This is a genomic window from Amphibiibacter pelophylacis (genome assembly GCF_037688875.1).
GTDB lineage: Bacteria > Pseudomonadota > Gammaproteobacteria > Burkholderiales > Burkholderiaceae_C > Amphibiibacter > Amphibiibacter pelophylacis.
In genome coordinates this window covers 128808-150869 of the sequence record NZ_JAWDIE010000002.1, presented here as the reverse complement: position 1 = coordinate 150869, position 22062 = coordinate 128808, and the positions used below count along the sequence as shown (strand labels likewise).

The window sequence follows — 22062 nt, the reverse complement described above, 5'->3', positions numbered from 1 at the left end:
AGCGTGCCGGCAATCATCAGTGGCGGAACCAAATCCACCACCGGATTTTATTCAGCGGGCAGCCATAATCTAACGGCGTCCGGTGGCGGTACCGGTCTGGCTGGGCTGGGTTATGCGCTGGCTTATACACCGGGCACTTTGACCGTCGCGCAAAAAGCGCTGACGGTCAGTGGCATTACGGCCGCCGCCAAACCCTACGATGGCAATACCACCGCCACGGTCAGCACAGCGGCTGCGCAGCGCTTTGGCCTGGTGGTCGGGGACGTGGTCACCGTGTCTGCGACAGGCGATTTTGACAGCAAGAATGTGGGCGCGAACCGGGTCGTAGCGCTGACCAGCACCTATGGCGGTGCGGACCGGGGCAATTACCTCATCACCGATCAGGGCAGCACCACGGCCAGCATCACGCCAAAAACGCTGACTGTGACGGGCGTGGCTGCCGCCAGCAAAACCTACGATGGCAGCGCCACCGCGACGCTGACCAGCGCAGGCGGCGTCAGCACAGGCGTGGCCAGCGAGACCTTGGGTCTGAGCAACACCGGCGCCACCTTCGCCACGAAAGACGCGGGCAACGGCAAGACTGTGACTGTGAATGGTCTGGCGCTGCAGGATGGCGCCAACGGCGGCCTGGCCAGCAACTACACGCTGGCCAGCGCACCGGCCACCACCACGGCGAACATTACGCCCAAAGCACTCTCCGCCAGCTTGACCGGCGCCACCAGCAAGATCTACGACGGCAGCACAGCGGCCAGCCTGGGCGCCAGCAACTTCAGCCTGAGCGGATTTGTGGGCAGCGAGGGCGCTACGGTCAGCCAGACCACAGGCCGCTACTTGGACGCCAACGCAGGCAGCGGCAAGACAGTGAGCGCGACTCTGGCGGCTGGCGACTTCAGCGCCAGCGGCGCAACGCTGCTGAGCAACTATGCGCTGCCCACCAGCGCCGAAGGCGGCATCGGGAGCATTACGCCCAAAGCGCTGACCGCCAGCCTGACCGGCACTACTAGCAAAACTTTCGACGGCAGCACAGCCGCCAGCCTGGGCGCCAGCAACTTCAGCCTGTTCGGATTTGTGGGCAGCGAAGGCGCTACGGTCAGCCAGACGGCAGGCCGCTACTTGGACGCCAACGCAGGCAGCGCCAAGACGGTGAGTGCGACGCTGTCTGCTGGCGACTTCATCGCCAGCGGTGCGACGCTGCTGAGCAACTACACGCTGCCCACCAGCGCCGAGGGCAGCATCGGCAGCATTACGCCAAAAGCGCTGACCGCCAGCTTGACCGGCGCCACCCGCAAAACCTACGATGGCAGCACAGCCGCCAGCCTGGGCGCCAGCAACTTCAGCTTGAGCGGCTTTGTGGACAGTGAAGGCGCCAGCGTCAGCCAGACGGCAGGCCGCTACCTAGACGCCAACGCAGGTATCAGCAAAGCGGTGAGCGCGACGCTGTCTGCAGGCGACTTCAGCGCCAGCGGCGCGACGCTGCTGAGCAACTATTCGCTGCCCACCAGCGCCCAGGGCCCCATCGGGAGCATCGCGCGCAAGGCCGTTGCCATCACCGGCGTGGCCGCCGCCGACAAAACCTACGACGGCAGCACCACCGCGACACTGACCCGCGCGGGCAGCGTCAGCACGGGGGTGGGGGACGAAACGCTGGTCGTCACGGCAGACGCAGCAAGCGCCCACTTCAGCAGCAAGGACGTGGCCGCCGACAAGACCGTGACGGTGACTGGCCTGGCGCTGCAGGACGGCAGCGGTGGCGGCCTGGCCAGCAACTACGCCCTGTCGGATTCAGCGGTGACGACCACCGCCAGCATCACGCCCAAGGCGGTCACGGTCAGTGGCATCAGCGCTGCCGACAGGGTTTACGACCGCACGACAGACGCCACGGTGGACGCCAGCCGCGCGGTCATCGAGGGCCTGGTGGGCGGCGACCAGGTGCAGGTGGCCGCCACAGGCCGCTTCAGCGACAAAAACGTGGGCGCTGACAAAACGGTCCGGCTGGAGAGCAGTTACAGCGGCGGCGACAGGGGCAATTACACCATCGCTGACCAGGCCAGCACCACGGCCAGCATCACGCCCCGGGCGGCCCGCGTCAGCGGCATCACCGCCAGCGACAAGGCCTACGACGGCACTGTGACCGCCTCGGTCAGTACGTCGCAGGCGGCGGTGTCGGGTCTTCTGGACGGCGATCAGGTCCACGTCACCGCCAGCGGCCGTTTTGCTGACAAGGATGCGGGCACGCACGCGGTCGCCCTGACCGTCAGCCACCAGGGCAGCGATGCGGCCAACTACAGCTACAGCGATCAGGCCAGTGCCACGGCGACCATCACGCCCCGGGCGCTGACGGTCAGCGGGGCCACGGCGGCCGACAGGATTTACGACGGCACCACCGCCACTGAGGTGACGGACGCGGGCCGCGTCAGCACCGGCGTCGGCAGCGAGACGCTGGGCATTTCGGCCGCGACGGCCACGGCCGACTTTGACACCGCCGATGCCGGCCAGAACAAATCCGTCACCCTGCGCGGCCTGGCGCTGCAGGATGGCAGCAACGGGGGCCTGGCCCGCAACTACACGCTGGGCAGCGCACCGGTGACGGCCACGGCCAGCATCGGGCGACGCACGGTCATGCTGACCGGCGTCGCCGTTGACAGCAAAACCTACGACGGCACAACCAGCGCTACGGTCAGCCAGCCTGGCACGCTCAGCAACGTGGTGCCGGGCGAAAGCCTGGGGGTGGCCCGGGGACTGGTGCAGTTCGCCGACCCGGATGTTGCACAGGGCAAGCCGCTGAAGCTCAGCGGCTACACCCTGCAGGACAGCGCGACGGCGAAGGCCAGCAACTACACACTCAGCCCCGATCTGCCCAGCACCACGGCCGACATCACTCCGGCCGAGATCCGGGTCTACGCCAATGCGGACCAGAAGTTCTACACGCAGCCCGACGCCGAGAACTTTGCGGGCTTCAGCCTGACCGGTTTTGTGCACGGCGAAACGGCCGACAGCGCCAGCGTCACCGGCAGCGCCCTCGTAACGCGCAGCAATGCGGGCACCGAAGATGCGGGCGTTTACCCCGGCGTCTTGCGGCCCGACGTGGGCGCCTTGCGCGCCCCCAATTACCGCTTCACCGCCGTCAATGGCAACTACACCATCACCCCGGCCGACCGGCTGGCGGTGCGCTTTGGCGCCAGCTCCAGCCTGTACGGCGACGCGCCCGGCTACGGCACGCCCACGGCGGCCTACCTGTCCAGCGGCAGCCAGACCATCACCCAAGTCGCCGTGGCCGATGGGCCGGACGGCAGCTACACCCTGACCGACGTCAATGGCCGCACCGTGAACCTGACGCTGGCGCTGAAGGACGGGGATGCCGCTGCTGCCGTGTCGGGCAGTGGCGCGATCCGGGCGGGCCATTACGATCTGGCGGCGGGCGCCGGAACCACGCCGGTGGGCGGCAATTTCCTGGGGCTGGATGTGGTCGGCAGCACCACCATCACCCCGCGCGGGCTGGCGCTGGACATCACTTCGCCCGTCAGCAAGGTGTACGACGGCACCACGGAGGTCCGCGACCTGGCCATCGGGATGACGGGCCGTCGGCCTGCGGACGCGGTCAGCATCAGCGGTCAGGGCGAGTTCAGCCAGCGTAATGTGGGCAGCAATATCGCCTACACCGTGGGCAACCTGCGGCTGGATGGCGCCGACGCCGCCAACTATTTCCTGGGCGATACCCGCCAGCTCAGCGGCACGGCCCGCATCACGCCCCGGGTCATCACCCTGACCGCGCCCAGTGTCAGCCGGGTGTACGACGGCGGCACCGGCTACACGGCCAGCGCGGCCGAGCTGGCGGCGCTGGCAACCCATCTGGTCAAGGGCGACGGGCTGGCGCAGGTGACGCTGGCTTTCGACAGCAAAAACGTCGGCAGCGGCAAGACGCTGACCCTCAGCAAGGCGGTCATCGACGATGGCAATGGCGGCAAGAACTACGACGTCACGCTGAAAGAAAACACCACCAGCCGCATCACCCGTCTGGACAGCGTCACCTGGGTGGGCGCGCCCAACGCGGACCCGCTGGGCAACTGGTTCGATCCGGCCAACTGGGCGGGCGGGGCGGTGCCCGATCTGGCCAACGTGGCCCATGTGGTGATCCCGGCCGGGGTGACGGTCCGTATTGATCCGCTGGGCGCCAAAGGCGGTGCGGTGGCTGACCAGCCGGTGCAGGTCGATGGCATCGGCAGCGGTCTGGCCAGTCTGACGCTGGCCGGGGGCGATCTGCAGGTGGGCGCCGACGGCCTGAGGCTGGACGCCCTGACCCAAAGCGGCGGCGCCCTGGCCGTGGCCGGGCCCAGCCAGTTCGTCACGGCCCGCGTTTCGGGCGGCACCGCCAGCCTGACCGGCGATATGTCGGTCAGCCAGGAATGGCGCCAGACCGGCGGCGCTGTCGCGCTGGAACGCGCCTTCATTGGCGGCAACCTGACCCAATTGGGCGGCACGCTGGGGGTGAAGCGCTCGCTGGTGGCGAACGAGATCCGGCTGCGGGGCGGCGATCTGAGCGTGGAGGGCGATCTGGATGCGACCGGCGTCACCCTGAACACCACCGAAGGCCAGCCCGCGCCCAGGCTGGGCGTCAAGGGCGAAGCCAGCGCAGGCTTTATGGCGATCGAAGGTGGCGATGCCACGCTGGGCTCGGCCCGCTTGGGTGAACTGCTGATCAGCGAGGGCAGCCTGACAACCTCTGGCACCCTGCAGGCCGATTCGGTGACCAGCTCTGGCGGCAGCATGGACGTGGGCGGTGACGCCCGCTTGGGCGATCTCACCGTCAAGGGGGCTGACAGTGCGCTCACCTGGCGCAAGACGCTGAAGGCCGACGAGGTTCTGGTGAAGAGCGGCGAGCTGACCGCGCTCGGCGCCAGCACGCTGGGCACCGCGACGCTGGAGGGCGGCACCAGCCAGTTTGCGGCGCTGGATGTGAAAAGCCTGAGCCAGACGGGCGGCAGCGCGACGGTGTCTGGCGCCCTGACCGGCGGCAGCGTGGCGGTCAGCGGCGGCAGCCTGACGGCCCAGGGGGCGGCGAAGCTGGACAGCGTCGCGCTGAGCGGCGGAAGCAGCGCTTTCGACCAGGCCCTGGAGGCGACCTCGCTGGATGTGTCGGGTGACGCCACGACGCTCACCGCCGCTGGCCCGACCACGGTGGACACCGTCACGCTGGCGGGTGGCGCCAGCGCGCTGAACGATCTGACCGTCACCGGCACGCTCACGCAGAGCGCTGGCGCGCTCGACGCCTCGGGCACAACCACCCTGAAGCGCGCGCGGGTAACGGGCGGCACAGCCAGCTTTGCCGGGCCGCTGAACCTGGCGGGCGATTATGTGCAGCAGGGGGGCACAAGCACGGCGGCGGGAGCAGTGCAGGGCGGCAATCTCCGGCTGGAAGGCGGCCGCTTCAGCGCCACTGGCGCGGATGCGCCCGTGCGGCTGACTCAGCTCGCGCAGACGGGGGGTCAGCTCGATACGGCGGGCCAGCTGGACACGAACGAGCTGTATCAGTACGGCGGCATGGCCGACGTGGCCTCGCTGAAGTCGGATCAGGCCAGCTTTCTGGGCGGCGTGAGCACGGTGCGCGGTGCGCTGGATGTCGCGCAGGTGTCAGTCGGCCCCGGCGCTGCGCTGGCGGTGCAGGGCGATGCCACGGTCGGCACGCTGGACCAGACTGGGGGCCAGACGGATTTCGCCCAAAAGCTGACGGCGGACACGGCTGATATCAGCGGCGGTACCCTGGGCACTGGCGGTCCGCTGTCGGTGACGGGCCGACTGCTGCTCAGCGGCCCGGATTCTGTGCTGCAAAGCGGCGGCCCGGCGACAGTGAACTCGCTGGTGCTGGCCGACGGCGTGGCCAACTTTGGCCAGGGTCTGGCGGTTGAAGGCACGCTGCGCCAGTCCTCGGGCGCGCTGGGCGTGACGGGCGATCTGTCCGCCAGCCGCCTTGCCCAGGTCGGCGGTGCCCTGACCGCCACCGGAACCACACGGGCCGGTGCCGCCAGCCTGGGCGGAACCAACTCGCTGAAAGATCTGCAGGCCGACAGCATCGCCATCAATGGTGGATCGACCACCCTGAGCGGCGACTTGACCGGAGGCGACATCACCCAGTCCGGCGGTACGCTCGGCGTCGGCGGTGATCTGGCGGTGGGCGACGCCAAGACCCTGAGCCAGACGGGCGGCACCGCGACGGTGGGCGGCACTTTGACGGGCGGTAGCGTCAATCTCAGCGGCGGCAGCCTGAAGGTGGACAAGGCGACTGCCGTTGACGGGCTGACGGTGGCTGAAAACGGCGCACTCGATGCGGCCGGCCCGCTGAACGCCAACACGCTCACCCAATCCGGCGGCACCCTCACCGCGACGGACGTCGCGGTATCCGGCCCGCTCACGCAAACCGGCGGCGCCCTGACCGCAACGGGCACGACAACCGCCAAGACCGTCGAGCTGGCCGGGACCAACGCGCTGAACAATCTGAGTGCGACTGACAGCATCTCAATCAGCGGTGGATCGACTGCGCTCAGTGGCGACTTGACCGGCGGCGACCTCACCATCTCCGACGGCAGCCTGGGCGTGGCTGGCGCGACGAAGGCGGTTTCGCTCACCCAATCCGGCGGCACCATCACCGCGACGGACGTGGCCGTTTCCGGCCCTATCACCCAAACTGGCGGCGCCCTGACCGCCACGGGCACGACGACCGCAAAGACCGTCGAGCTGGCCGGGACGAACGCGCTGAACAATCTGAGCGCGACAGACAGCATCGCGATCAAAGGCGGATCGACTGCGCTCAGCGGGGATCTGACGGGTGGTGACCTGACTTTGAACGGCAACGGCGCGCTCGATGTGAAAGGCGCAACCCGTGCCGACGATGTGGTGGTGGCCGACGACAGCAGCTTGAGCACTGCTGGTCCGCTGAACGCTAATACCTTCACCCAATCCGGCGGCACCATCACCGCGACAGACGTGGCTGTGTCCGGCCCTATCAATCAAACCAGCGGCGCCCTGACCGCCACGGGCACGACGACTGCAAAGACCATCGAGCTGGCCGGGACCAACGCGCTGAAGAATCTGAGCGCGACTGACAGCATCGCCATCAACGGCGGCGATACCAAGTTGAGCGGCGACTTGACCGGCGGCGATCTGACTTTGAGCGGCAGCGGCGCGCTGGATGTGAAAGGCACAACCCGCGCCGACGACGTGGTGGTGGCGGAAGACAGCAGCCTGAGCACGACTGGCCCGCTGAACGCCAGCACGCTTACCCAATCCGGCGGCACCATGACCGCGATAGACGTGGCTGTTTCCGGCCCAATCACTCAAACCAGCGGCGCCCTGACCGCCACGGGCACGATGACGGCAACGACCGTCGAGCTGGCCGGGACCAACGCGCTGAACAATCTGAGCGCGACCGACAGCATCGCCGTCAAGGGTGGATCGACTGCGCTCAGCGGGGATCTGACGGGTGGCGACCTCACCATTGCCGACGGCAACCTGGGCGTGGCTGGCGCGACGAAGGCGGTTTCGCTCACCCAATCCGGCGGCACCATCACCGCGACAGACGTGGCCGTTTCCGGCCCAATCACCCAAACCGGCGGCGCCCTGACCGCCACGGGCACCACGACCGCAAAGACCGTCGAACTGGCCGGGACGAACTCGCTGAAGAATCTGAGCGCGACAGACAGCATCGCGATCAAAGGCGGATCGACTGCGCTCAGCGGGGATCTGACGGGTGGTGACCTGACTTTGAGCGGCAACGGCGCGATCGATGTGAAAGGCGCAACCCGCGCCGACGACGTGGTGGTGGCCGACGACAGCAGCCTGCGCACTGCTGGGCCGCTGAACGCTAATACCTTCACCCAATCCGGCGGCACCATGACCGCGACAGACGTGGCCGTGTCAGGCCCAATCACTCAAACCGGCGGCGCCCTGACCGCTACGGGCACGACAACCGCCAAGACCGTCGCGCTGGCCGGGACGAACGCGCTGAAGAATCTGAGTGCGACCGACAGCATCGCGATCAAAGGCGGATCGACCACCTTGAGCGGCGACTTGACCGGCGGCGATCTGGCTTTGAGCGGCAGCGGCGCGCTGGATGTGAAAGGCGCAACCCGCGCAGACGACGTTGTGGTGGCCGACGACAGCAGCCTGAGCACGACTGGTCCGCTGAACGCCAACACGCTCACCCAATCCGGCGGCACCATCGCCGCGACGGACGTGGCCGTGAATGGCCCAATCACTCAAACCGGCGGCGCATTGACCGCCACGGGCACGACGACTGCAAAGACCGTCGAACTGGCCGGGACCAACGCGCTGAACAATCTGAGCGCGACTGACAGCATCGCCATCAACGGCGGCGATACCAAGTTGAGCGGCGACTTGACCGGCGGCGATCTGACTTTGAGCGGCAGCGGCGCGCTGGATGTGAAAGGCGTAACCCGCGCCGACGACGTGGTGGTGGCCGACGACAGCAGCCTGAGCACGACTGGTCCGCTGAACGCCAACACCTTCGCGCAGTCCGGCGGGCGGGTCCGCGCGGGGGATGTCGCGGTCGCGGGTCCGATGTCGCAATCGGGCGGGGCGATGGCGGTGTCGGGCACGCTGCGCGGTGACGATTTGTCGATCTCTGGCGGGTCGCTGTCGGTGAACGGCGGCACTTCGGTGAATCGGCTGCGCCAGAGCGGTGGCACGCTCGATTTCTACGGCCCGGTCAATCTGGCCGGCACTTTCAGCCAGACCGGCGGCAGTGCCACCACGCACGGCAGCCTGAAGGGCGGCAGCGTGGCGGTGTCCCAGAGCGGGCAGTTCAATGCGCGGTCGGCGGTCGATCTGGAGACGCTCAGCGTCGATGGCGGACGCGTCAGTCTGGATCGCGGCCTGAACGCCCGCCAGCTGGATCTGCGCGGCGGCACGCTGCTGGCCACCGGGCCGGTGAATGCGGGCACCATCAACCGCTCCGGTGGGAACTTTGTGCAGGGCGGTCAGGAGACCGGGCTCGTCGATCCGGGCCAGGTGACGGCCAGCGTGGCCGCGCCCACTGAAGGCAGCCCGGTGCTGCGCAACCCGGACACCCCGGCCCCGACCCTCACTGTCGTCGGCGATGTGACGCTGCCGCCTTCAATCCGCGCCGTCACGCGGTTGGGGTTCACGCCCGCATCGCCCGGCCAGCCCGCCACGCTGAATGTGGAGATCCGGCCCGGCGCGTTCAGCCTGCCCGAGGGCTTCACCTTCACCGTGCCGCAGCGCGTGTGGGCGGGCGAGCTGGCCCAGGACATCCGCGCCGAGCTGCCGGAGGGTCGCCCGCTGCCCGCCGGTCTGAGCTTCGATGCGGCCGATCAGCGCTTCACCGTGGCCCCGAAATCGGGGCTGGAACTGCCGCTGGTGGTGGTGCTGCGCCTGGCCTCCGGGCGACAGGTCCGGGTCGAGCTTGATTGGGATAACTGAGCGCAGTTATGCGCTTTGATGGGGCGATTGCCCGCGACAGCCTTCTTTAGACTCAAAGCAGCCGGGTAGTCCGGATGCCCAATGCCCGGCATCATTGTTTGATGCTGGGCATTTTCAATTATTAATTCGAGGAAGGGGCAACAGGCTGGCTCAGCCTGTGCCGCGTCGCACCATGAACAGAAGCTACCGCACCGTCTGGAATGAATCCACCCAAAGCTGGACCGCTGTTCAGGAATGCGCCAAAGGGCGCGGCAAGAGCCGTTCCAGCCGCCGCCTGAGCCTGCGCAGCCTGCTGCTGGGCACGCTGCTGGCGCCCGCCGCCGGTTTTGCGCAAAGCCTGCCGCCCCCCGCACCCACGCAGCTGCCCACGGGCGGCCAGGTCGCCGCGGGCCAGGCCAGCATCGCCCAGCAGGGTGCAGCCATGACCATCGGTCAGGCCAGCCAGCGCGCCGTGATCGACTGGAAGGGCTTCGATGTCGGCCGCGATGCGACGGTCAACTTCCAGCAACCCAGCGCCAGCGCGGTCACCTTGAATCGCGTGCAAGGTGTTGATCCCAGCCAGATTTACGGCCAGATCAAGGCCAACGGGCAGGTCTACCTCAGCAACCCGGCGGGCGTTTACTTTTCGCCGACCGCCAGCGTGAACGTGGGCGGTATCGTCGCCACGACGCGCACAGCGGATTCGGATGCTTTCATGGCGGGCAAAGACCCGTTCGCGGGCCGCGCGGACGGGGCAAATGGCGGCGCAGTCGTCAACGAGGGCCAGATTGTGGCTCCGGCAGGCAGCATCACGCTGCAGGGCGACAGCGTGGTCAATACGGGCACCCTGGATGCCAGCAGCCTGGTGAACAAAGGCGGCAAGATTGTTCTTGAAGCCGATCATATTGCCCTGAAACCAGGCAGCCAGATCAAAGCCGACGGCGCCACAGGCGGTGGCACCGTGCATGTGGGCGGCGGCTGGCAGGGCGCGGGCGAGATGCGCCAGGCCAGCACCGTCAATATGGACAAAGGCGCCAGCATAACCGCCAGTGCCACGCAAAGCGGCGATGGCGGCGAGGTGGTGCTGTGGAGCGATGTGCACAAGGCGGGCGGGCAAACAAGCGCACAAGGCAGCGTGCAGGCCAAGGCGGCGGGCGCGGGTCAAGGCGGGCGTGTTGAAACCTCCGGTCACGACGTTGATTTTTCCGGCTTCCGCGCCGAAACCCGGTCTGAACAGGGTTCTGGCGGGGAATGGCTGATTGACCCGGTCAATATCACCATCGACGAGGCCCGCGCTGGCGATATCGCCACCAATCTGTCCAAAAACGGTACCGTGACCGTGACCACAGCGGGTGCGGGCACGGATGCGGGCGATTTGACTGTGGCGGCGCCCATCATCCACGGCGGCAGCAATGCATCCACGCTGAATCTGACCGCTGATAATAACGTCATAATCAGTTCAAATATTTTCAGCACGAGTGGCGCGCTAAATCTTACTGTTAAAGCCAATAAAGGGATCAATCAGTCTGAAGGGGTTCAGGTTTTAACTCGAGGTGGATCTGTCAACTATTATAGTAATGCCAGTAATGCTGCCACTCAGGGGGGGCCTGAGGGGTTCATCCGGATGAATGCGAATAGCCTCATTGATAGTGGCGGTGGCAGTGTGCTTTTTAGTGGCGGAACGGTTCCAGCATCATATTTTGCCTATCGGATAGGGGGCGGGACAGGCAGTGATGATGTAGCGGCTAATGCAGTGGGTGCTATAGTTCTGGCGAACGCGGATATACGTGCAGGCACGGGTAACGTAACCCTGCGAGGTTATATCTATCCAAAAGGCGGCACAGGATTTCTGAACAACGGGGTGACTTTGCTCAGCGATTCGGGTAATCATGGCGTGAGTGGTAGAGATATTTCCATCATTTCACTGTCCGACGCGCAAAATACCAGCACGGCGGTTTCCAAGAATCGAGGCACTTTTATTGGCGCTCGTGGTAGCGCGACGCAATCTGTTCAAGCGGCTGGCAATTTGTCAATAACTGGTATTGGCTCAGAGACTGCAGGATCGTTTAACCACGGTATTGAAATCAGCCAGGCTGAGCTTCAAGCGGGCGGCACCATTAGCCTGATTGGTAGTGCTAAGAAATTTAGCAACAACTATGGCATTTACATATCCAGCCCAGAAGGCAGAGCCTCCGCGCTTACATCAGGTACTGGGATGACATTGAGCAGTACATTCGCTGTCGCCGCAGGCATGCAAGATAATTCAGCTATTAAAATTGAATCAGCGAATATCACAAATACCACCAGCGGTAAAATTCAGTTTATTGGTGCATTTCCCGGTGCGGCAAATAATGTTAAATCCATCTGGTTATCGCCTGGCGATGGCCAGGAGGTTAATATTTCAAACCTTGCGCCAAACCCCGCCACCTCGGGCATCGACTTAATTGCTGACGCGGCAGCTACTTCGGGATTAAATACCGTTGGCATCCGCATGGATGGAACGGGTCGCATAAAAATTCAAACTGATAATGGTGGGCCGATTTCACTGTCCTCAACCCTGAGAGGGGGGGGCGTGACTTCAGTGCCAGTATCCATTGATTCGACACTTGCCTCCGTTGTTATCGGTGATGCCGATAGCGGCAATATTACTATTGCGGGGAAAAATTATTCGGGCGGTGGCAATGATATTAGCATTCAGAAAGCTAATATCGGAGGTGCGGGTTACTCGGGGAAAATCAACATAACGGCGGATAATTTTGATTTTTCCAATGCGGTCTCGCTGCGCTCAACAGGTGTGCTCGAGATATTTCCATTCAGTGCTGGGGCAAACTGGAATTTGCAAGGCTGGGGCGCTACCGGTGGGTTTAATTTTTTAGGGGGTAATATCAATGGCAGTAATGCTGTTGTCCAAGATGGATTCAGCCAGATCAGCTTTGGTCGTCCAGATGGCACTGGAGCGGTGAATGTAAGCGGAGCAGTGAATTTTCTGGACCCGGTGCAGTTACTGGCTAGTTCTGGCAATATCGGGCTGAATGGCGCCTTGAGCATGAATGGCAACGCGCTGCGCCTGACCACCAGCGGAACAGTGACCCAGGCGGTGGCGCAGACTTTGCCCAATTTGATTTTGGGCGGTGGCGGCACGTTTAATCTGAGTAATGCGGCCAATGATCTCGGTACAGTGGCCGCAACTGGCGCAAGAAGCATCGTTTTGCGCGACAGCAACGGCTTGACAGTGGGCGACGTGACGGATGTGGGGGCGCCTGTTGCCGGCATCAGCAGCACGGGCACCGTGGATATTTCGACCGAAGCGGGTAATCTGATTCTGGACAAATCGGTTGCAACGTCGAACGCCAGCGCGACAGCGGTCACACTGAACGCTGGCCGGGCCAGCAATGCGGGCACGGCTGCCGGGGGTGATCTGGTCATCAACCCGGGGGCATCGGTCACTGTGGGCGCAGGTGGCACGGCCACGCTGTATACCGGCAGCCTGGCGGGCAGCGGCAGTGCAAACACCCTGGTGGGTGGGACGGGTTCTGGCCGTTTCCGTTATGGCAGCGATGAAAACACCAGTGCTCCAAACCGATACACCAAGGCATTAGTGCCCGGCCTGAACCTGATTTATCGCGAACGCCCCACGGCCACCTGGGCGATGAGCAGCTCAAGCATTACTTACGGTGATACCTGGGATTCTGGCCTCTGGACCGGGATGGTCAATGGCGATACAGCGAGTGTTGTTGCGGCCATTAGCGGTGGAACCAAATCCACCAGTGGCTTTTACACAGCGGGCAGCCATACCTTGACGGCATCTGGCGGTGGTACGGATCTGGCTGCACTAGGCTATAGCCTGGCTTATGCAGCGCCCGCCACATTGACGGTCGCGCAAAGAGCTTTGATCGTCAGCGGTATCACGGCCTCCAGCAGGATTTACGACGGCAATAACGCCGCCACGGTCAGCACAGCGGCGGTGGACAAGGCCGGAATGGTTGCGGGGGATGTGGTCAACGTCGCGGCGACAGGCACATTTGCTGACAAAAACGTCGGCGCGAACAAGGTGGTAACCCTTGCCAGCAGTTACAGCGGCGCGGATAAGGACAATTACGTCATCACCGACCAGACCAGCACCACAGCCAATATCACGCCCAAAACGCTGAATATCAGCGGCATCACCGCTGCCGACAAGGTGTACGACGGCAGCCGCGACGCGCAGGTCAGCCTGGATGGCCTGCAGCGCGCTGGTCTGGTTGCCGGGGACGATCTGACCGTGGCCGCAACCGGCCAGTTCGCCGACAAAAATGTCGGGAATGCCAAAGGCGTACAGCTGAAAAGCACCTATGGCGGTGCGGACCGGGGCAACTACGCCATCATCAGCCAGGATGGCACAACGGCCAGTATCTCGCCCAAGGCGGCGACGGTGAGCGGCATCACTGTTGAAGACAAAACCTACGACCGCACGCCCAATGCCACGGTGAATGCCAGCGGTGCATTGGTTAATGGCCTGGTTGCCGGTGATACTGTCAGTGTGGCCGCCACGGGCCATTTTGCGGACAAGAATGCCGGTAGTGACAAGATCGTCCAGCTGAGCAGCCAATACACCGGCGCGGATGTGGGTAACTACACGCTGACGGATCAGAAAACGGCCAAAGCCAGTATCAACAAACTGTCAGCGTCGGTCAGCGGCATCACGGCCAGCAACAAAGCCTACGATGGCGGCACGGCCGCGACAGTCAGCACCAGTGCGGCCACGATAGCGGGTGTGCTGGAAGGAGACGCTGTCAGCGTGCTGGCGACCGGCGTGTTCGCCGACAAAAATGCCGGGACGCACGATGTGGCCTTGACGGTAACCCATCAGGGCAGCGATGCGGGCAATTACAGCTACACCGATCAGGCCACGGCCACGGCCACCATCACCCCCAAGGTGCTGACGGTGACCGGGGTCGCTGCGGCTGACAAGGTGTACGACGGCAACGACACGGCCACGCTGACGAATGCTGGCAGCGTCACAACAGGCGTAGACAGCGAAACGCTGGGGCTGATCAACACCGGCGCCACTTTCAGCTCAAAAGATGCAGGCACGGGCAAGACCGTGACGGTCAATGGACTGGCCCTGCAGGACGGCAGCGGCGGCGGCATGGCCAGCAACTATGCGCTGGCCGCAGCGCCGGTGACGACCACGGCCAGCATCGAGCGGCGCACGGTCACGCTGGACGGCATCACCGTCGCCGACAAAACCTACGACGGCACCACCAATGCCACGACGAGTGGCACGGTGACGCTGGGCAACGTGGTCAGCGGCGAGCAGCTGGGCCTGAACACAGGCCTGCTCCAGTTCGCCGACCCTGATGCAGGCGTGAACAAGGCGCTGACCCTCAGCGGCTACACCCTGAAGGACGGGCCTGGCGCCAAAGCCAGCAACTACACGCTGAAATCCGATCTGCCCAGTGTCACGGCCACCATCAACAAGGCCGAGATCAAGGTCTACGCCAACCCGGCGCAGAAGTTTGTCGGCTTCGATGATGAATCCAATTTTGGAGGCACCAGCCTGGTGGGCTTTGTCCACGGCGAAACCGCCACCACGGCCGCGAAACCCGATGGCTCGGCCGGTATCACTGGTGCGGACGGCATCACAGTGACGCGCAGCAACGCCAGCGAGAACAACGCAGGAACCTACACCGGCGTGCTGGTCGCCGACACCAGCGGCCTGGCGGCGCGCAATTACATCTTCACCCCGGTGGCGGGCGACTACACCATCACCCCGGCGGACCAGCTGGCGGTGCTGTTTGGCAGCTCGACCCACACCTATGGCGACGCTTCGGGCATCCCCACACCCACGGTGAAGTTCGTCTTCAAGAAGGCCGGGCAGCCCGATACGGTCAAGAGTTTCGAAGCCAACCAGGTCACGAAGGTGGACGACAGCACTTACACCATCAACGATGGCACTGGTCCCATCACCGTCAAGGTCAAGCTGGAAAGCGCACCCGGCGTCCTTGCGGGCGTGTCCGGCGCCGGGCGTACCCCGGTGGGCCAGTACTCGATCCTTGAGGCTGACGGGACCAGCCCGCCCAGCGTCAACTTCAAAGGGCTGGATGTGGTGGGCAGCACCACCGTCACCCAGCGCGGCGTGACGCCGGACGCCGCTGCCGGGGTGAGCAAGGTCTACGACGGCACGACCAGCGTGGACGGCCTGAGCATGTCGCTGAAAAACCTGGTGGACAACGACGCGGTCACGGTCAGTGGCCAGGGCGCGTTTGCCAGCCGCAATGTGGGCGACGGCGTGCCCTTCACCATCGCCCAGATGACGCTGGGGGGCGCGGACGCCGGCAACTACTACCTGACTGGCGGCAGCACCCTGGACAAAACGGGGAACATCACCCAGAAAGAGGTGACTCTGGCGGCGCCAACCGCCACCAAGGTCTACGACGGAAACACCGCTTACAACCTGACCGCTGAGCAACTGGAGACGCTCAAGAGTGCCCTGGCCAGCGGCGACGGCATCAAATCGGTCCGCCTGGCGTTCAACGACAAGAACGTCGGCAGCAACAAGACGCTGAGCTTCGCAGACCTGGTCATCGACGATGGCAACAACGACGGCGGTAACTACAAGCTCACCACGACCGACAACACCGCCAGCAGCATCACGCGTCTGGACAGCGTGGCCTGGGTGGGGGGCGCCAGCGGCAACTGGTTTGATCCGGCCAACTGGGCGGGCGGCGCCGTGCCCGATCTGGCCAACGTGGCCAATGTGGTGATCCCGGCTGGGGTGAAGGTCAGTTTCGATCCCACCAAGGCTGTCGCTCCGGCCGATACCAGCCAGGCTGTGCAGGTGGATGGCGTGGGCGATGGTCTGGGCAGCCTGGCCATCAGCGGCGGCGATCTGCAGGTGGGCGCGGGCGGGCTGAAGCTCGATACGCTGGATCAGACGGGCGGCAACCTGGCCGTTCAGGGCGCAAGCGAACTTCAGAGCGCCACTATTTCGGGGGGCACAAGCACCTTCACGGGCGATGTCGAAGCCACCACCGGCTGGACCCAGACCGGTGGCACGGTCGCGGCCCAGGGCAATCTGACGACGGCCGCCATGAACGTCTCCGGCGGCAGCCTGGGGGTGGACAAGAACCTGAATGCCGATGTGCTGAATCTCTCGGGCGGTGCCATGAATGTGGTGGGTGATCTTGGTGCGACCCGGGTCACTGTCTCTCAGGCCGAGGGCGGCACGCCCCCGACACTCGGTGTGACGGGCACCACGACGGCCAGCATTCTGTCGGTGGAAGCCGGCAGCGCGATGCTGGGCAATGTGGATGTGGGGCTGTTCGGGACGGGCGGCAGCGCCAAGGTCACGACGGGTCGCTTCAAGGCCGATGATGCAACACTGGCAGGCGACAGTTTCGAGGCCAATGGCCCAGCCACGGTGGGCATCATCAAGGTAGGTTCTCAGGATGCCGATAAAAACATCAAGGTTACTTTCACGGACAGTTTGACTGCAGACGACCTGACCGTCGATGGCAACGCGGCCAGCATGACCGTGGAAGGTCCCAGCACCGTGGGCACCGCCACAATTGACGGCGGAACCACCTCGTTCGCGGCCCTGGACGTGAAGAACCTGGAGCAGACCGGCGGCACGGCGACCGTCAAAGGCGCTCTGACCGGCGGCAACGTGGCGGTCAGCGGCGGCAGCTTTGCGGCGAAGGAAGCGGCGGTGGTGGATAGCGTCACCCTGAGTGGCGGAAGCACCACGTTCGACAAGGCCCTGGGGGCCAAAACGCTGAATGTGTCGGGCGAGGGCACGACGCTCAAGGCCGATGGCCCCAGCTCCGTGGGCACCGCCACGCTGGCGGGCGGCACCAGCACGCTGAATGATCTGACCGTGACCGATTCGCTCAAGCAGAGCGGCGGCACACTGTCTGCCACGGGCACAACCACCGTCAACAACGCGCAGCAGACGGGCGGCAGCAGCGCCTTTGCCGGGCCGCTGACCGTTCAGGGCACTTATGCGCAGCAGGGCGGCGAAACCACGGCGGCATCGGCGGTGACCGGTGGCAATCTCCAGCTGGACGGGGGCACTTTCAGCACCACCAGCCCGGATGCGCCGGTGAAGTTCGCCCAGGTGGCGCAGACCGGGGGCGCGCTCAACACGGCCGGGACGCTGGAGGCGAAGGCGCTGTACCAGTACGGCGGCACGGCCGATGTGGCTGCGCTGAAGTCGGATCAGGCGGCCTTCCTGGGCGGCGCCAGCACGGTGCGTGGCCCGCTGGATGCCGGTGCGGTGTCGGTGGGCGGCGACGCGGACCTGAAGGTCCAGGGCGATGCCACGGTCACGTCGCTGACGCAGGAGGGCGGATCGTCCAGTTTCGCCCAGGCGCTGAAGGCCGAGGACGTGGACCTCAGTGGCGGCAAGCTGGGCGTGACGGGGCCGCTGACAGTGACGGACCGCCTTGGGGTGAGTGGCCAGGGCACGACGCTGGACAGCCAGGGCCCGGCCAAAGTCAACTCGCTGGTGCTGGCTGATGCCACCGCGAACTTCGATCAGGGCCTGGCGGTGGACGGCAGCATCCGCCAGTCCTCGGGCGTGCTGGGCGTCACGGGCGATCTGTCCGCCGGAAGCATCGCCCAAGTCGGCGGTGCGCTGACCGCCACCGGCGCGACGACCGCCGGATCGGTCCGCCTGGCGGGTGACAACACGCTGGGCAGCCTGAGCGCCGACAGCATCGCCGTGAAGGGCGGCAACACCACTCTGTCGGGCGATCTGACGGGCGGCGATGTCGCCCTGAGTGGCAGCGGTGCGCTGGATGTCAAAGGCAAAACGACGGCTGACGATCTGACGGTGGCCGATGGCAGCAGCCTGTCCGCAACCGGCCCTCTGAGCGCCAGCACGCTCACCCAGTCCGGCGGCAGCATCGCTGCGACGGAAGTGGCCGTGGCCGGTCCGTTGATCCAGACCGACGGCGCCCTGACCGCGACGGGCACGACGACCGCCCGGTCGGCCGAGCTGGCGGGCAGGAACATGCTGGGCAGCCTGAGCGCGACGGACAGCATCGCCATCAAAGGCGGCTCGACGGCGCTGAGCGGCGACCTGACCGGCGGCGACCTGGCCCTGAGCGGCACGGGCGCGCTGACGGTGGATGGCGCGACAACGGCCGCTGATGTGGCGGTGGCGGGTGAGGCCAGCCTGTCCGCCCTGGGCCCGGTCATGGCCAGCACGCTGACCCAGTCGGGCGGCAGCATGGCGGCCTCTGATCTGACGGTGCAGGGCGCTCTCACGCAGAGTGGTGGCATCCTGGCCGCGACGGGCACCACCAAAGCCGGGACGGCCGAACTGGCCGGTGCCAGCGTGCTGAACGATCTGGAAGCCAGCCGCATTGCCATCACCGGCGGTTCGGCCAATGTGGTCGGCAACCTGACGGGCGGCGACCTGGCCTTGAGCGGCAACGGCGTGCTGGATGTGGCGGGCGCGACGAAGGCCGCCGTTCTGACCGTGGCCGACAACGCCATCCTGGGTTCGACCGGTCCGCTCACGGCGGAGACGATGACCCAGTCGGGCGGCCGTGTCGCTGCGACGGACATCAATGTGGCGGGCGCGCTGAGCCAGACCGGTGGCGCCCTGACCGCCACCGGCACGACCACGGCCCAATCGGCTGAGCTGGCTGGGACCAACGCGCTGAACGATCTGAAGGCCGACCGCATTGCCGTCAACGGCGGCACGACCAGCCTGAGCGGCGACCTGACGGGCGGTGATGTCAGCCAGTCGGGCGGCAGCCTGGCGGTGGATGGTGACCTGGCCGTCGGCGAAGGCAGAACGCTCACGCAGACCGGCGGCAGCGCGACGGTGGGTGGATCGCTCACGGGCGGCAATGCCGATCTGCAGGGCGGCAGTCTGGGCGTGTCGGGCGCGACCGCGGTGGACGCGCTGTCTGTTGGCGGTGATGCGCGCCTGTCCGCCGCCGGTCCCTTGAGCGCCAACACGCTCACCCAGTCGGGCGGCAGCATCGCCGCAACGGATCTGGCGGTGGCCGGTCCGCTGAGCCAAACCGGTGGCGCTCTGAGCGCAACAGGCACGACGACCGCCAAGACCGCCGAGCTGGCAGGCGATAACCAGCTGAACAGCCTGAGCGCCGACAGCATCGCCGTGAAGGGCGGCAATACCGCTGTGACCGGTGACCTGACGGGCGGTGATGTGGCTGTGTCGGGCGGCAGTTTGGGCGTGGGCGGAGCGACCCAAGCGGATTCGCTGACTCAGTCCGGCGGCAGCATCGCCGCGACCGATCTGACCGTCGATGGCCCGCTGACCCAAACCGGCGGCGCACTGAGCGCAACAGGCACGACGACCGCCAAGACCGCCGAGCTGGCAGGCGACAACCAGCTGAGCAGCCTGAGCGCCGACAGCATCGCCGTGAAGGGCGGCAATACCGCGCTGACCGGAGATCTGACGGGCGGCGATGTCGCCCTGAGTGGCTCCGGCGCACTGGATGTTGGCGGCACAACGACGGCCGACGACCTGACGGTGGCGGGCGAATCCAGCCTGTCCGCAGCCGGTCCTTTGAACGCCAACACGCTCACCCAGTCGGGCGGCAGCATCGCCGCAACGGATGTGGCGGTGGCGGGTCCTTTGAACCAAACCGGCGGCGCCCTGAGCGCAACAGGCACGACGACCGCCAAGACCGCCGAGCTGGCAGGCGACAACCAGCTGAGCAGCCTGAGCGCCGACAGCATCGCCGTGAAGGGTGGCAATACCGCTGTGACCGGCGACCTGACGGGTGGCGACGTTGCCCTGAGTGGCTCTGGCGGGCTGGATGTTGGCGGCACAACGACGGCCGACGACCTGACGGTGGCCGATGGCAGCAGCCTGTCCGCCGCCGGTCCTTTGAGCGCCAACACGCTCACCCAGTCCGGAGGCAGTATCGCCGCGACGGATGTGGCGGTGGCGGGTCCGCTCACCCAAACCGGCGGCGCCCTGAGCGCCACGGGCACGACGACCGCCAAGACCGCCGAGCTGGCAGGCGACAACCAGCTGAGCAGCCTGAGCGCCGACAGCATCGCGGTGAAGGGCGGCAATACCGCACTGACGGGCAACCTGACTGGCGGTGACGTGGCCCTGTCTGGCACCGGCGCACTGGCTGTCGGCGGTCAAACGACTGCTGACGACCTGACGGTGGCCGACGGCGGCAGCCTGACCTCGACCGGCCCGTTAAACGCCAACACGCTCACCCAGTCCGGCGGCAGCATCGCCGCGACGGATCTGGCGGTGGCCGGTCCTTTGAACCAAACCGGCGGCGCCCTGAGCGCAACGGGCACGACGACCGCCAAGACCGCCGAGCTGGCAGGCGATAACCAGCTGAACAGCCTGAGCGCCGACAGCGTCGCGGTGAAGGGTGGCAATACCGCGCTGACCGGCGATCTGAAGGGCGGCAACGTGGCCGTGTCCGGCGGCGCGATGGCCGTCGGCGGCAACGCGGCGGTCAACAACCTGAGCCAGAGCGCGGGTGGCATGAGCTTCGCCAATGCGCTGGATGTGAACGGCACGCTGTCACAGACCGGCGGGACGGCGAGCGTCGATGGTCCGGCGCGGCTGTCGCAGGCCAGCCAGAGCGGTGGCGGCCTGGATCTGAACGGGCCGGTGACCCTCACTGGCACGTTCGACCAGAGTGGTGGAACCACCACCGTGCGTGGCGCCGTCCAGGGCGGCAGCGTGGCGGTGTCTCAGGACGGCCAGTTCAACGCGCGCAGCGCGGTCAAGCTCGACACGCTGTCGGTTTCCGGCGGCCGGGTCAATCTGGACAAGGGGCTCAGTGCCACGCAGCTCAACCAGTCGGGCGGAACGCTGCTGGCGTCCGGCCCGGTCAATGCGGCGAGCACCAATCTCACGGGCGGCAGCTATGTTGAGACGGGTAGCGGTACTTCGCCCGCCGATCCCGGCAAGGTGACCGCGGGCGTGACGCCGCCGGTGACCACGGGCAGCCCGGTGATCGGCAACCCGGCCGCGCCGACGCCGACCACGACGGTGATCAGCGGCGATCCGTCGCTGCCGGGTGGCGGCGACCCGGTGAACGTCGCTCTGGGCGATCCTGTTTCGGGCGGTAGCAGCGGCACGGGCACGGCCAGTGGCGGCAGCGAGGGCTCAGGCGCATCCGGCTCCGGCGAGAGCAAGGACGATGCCGACGGTCGCAAGGCCGCCGAAGCGGCGGGCTCGGCCAGTGCGACGCAGCCGGAATCGGCGACGCCAGGGTCCGCAACGTCCTCATCGACGGGTTCCTCCGCAGCGTCGTCCGACGCCACTGGCACGGCGGCGGCATCGTCCAGCGCGGTGCCGGGCGCCAGCGCGGCCGTCACGCGGATGGAGGTGGTCCCGGCGGCGGCGAGCCGTCCGGCCGTGCTCAGTGTCACCGTGGCGCCCGATGCGCTCAGCCGCCCGGAAGGCTTCAGCTTCGCCGTGCCGCAGCGCGTCTGGGGCGGCGAGAGCAGCCAGGGCGTGCGCGCGCAGCTTCCCGATGGCAAACCGCTGCCTTCAGGCGTCAGCTTCGACGCGCGCACCCAGCGCTTCACGGTGTCGTCCAAAGCCGACGTGACGCTGCCGCTGACGGTGGTGCTGCGCGCGGCCTCTGGCCAGGAGGTGGTGGTGGTGATTGATGCGGGAGGCTGATC

Annotated in this window: 2 protein-coding genes and 1 pseudogene; all 3 read left to right on the top strand. The window is 66.1% G+C overall.

Annotated elements, in window-relative coordinates:
- Positions 1-3: 3 nt before the first annotated feature.
- The 3 genes and pseudogenes from RV045_RS01900 to RV045_RS01890 all read left to right on the top strand — a co-directional run bounded on the left by RV045_RS01900 (position 4) and on the right by RV045_RS01890 (position 22060).
- The gene (locus RV045_RS01900) at positions 4-9453 is read left to right on the top strand and encodes a YDG domain-containing protein (RefSeq protein ID WP_423234123.1); all 9450 of its coding nucleotides are present in this window, start codon (positions 4-6) and stop codon (positions 9451-9453) included.
- Positions 9454-9625: 172 nt separating this feature from the next.
- Positions 9626-10423, top strand: a pseudogene (locus RV045_RS01895) (two-partner secretion domain-containing protein); the annotation flags it as partial.
- A 2055-nt stretch (positions 10424-12478) separates the two neighbouring features.
- The gene (locus RV045_RS01890; RefSeq protein WP_423234122.1) at positions 12479-22060 is read left to right on the top strand and encodes a beta strand repeat-containing protein; all 9582 of its coding nucleotides are present in this window, start codon (positions 12479-12481) and stop codon (positions 22058-22060) included.
- Positions 22061-22062: the final 2 nt, after the last annotated feature.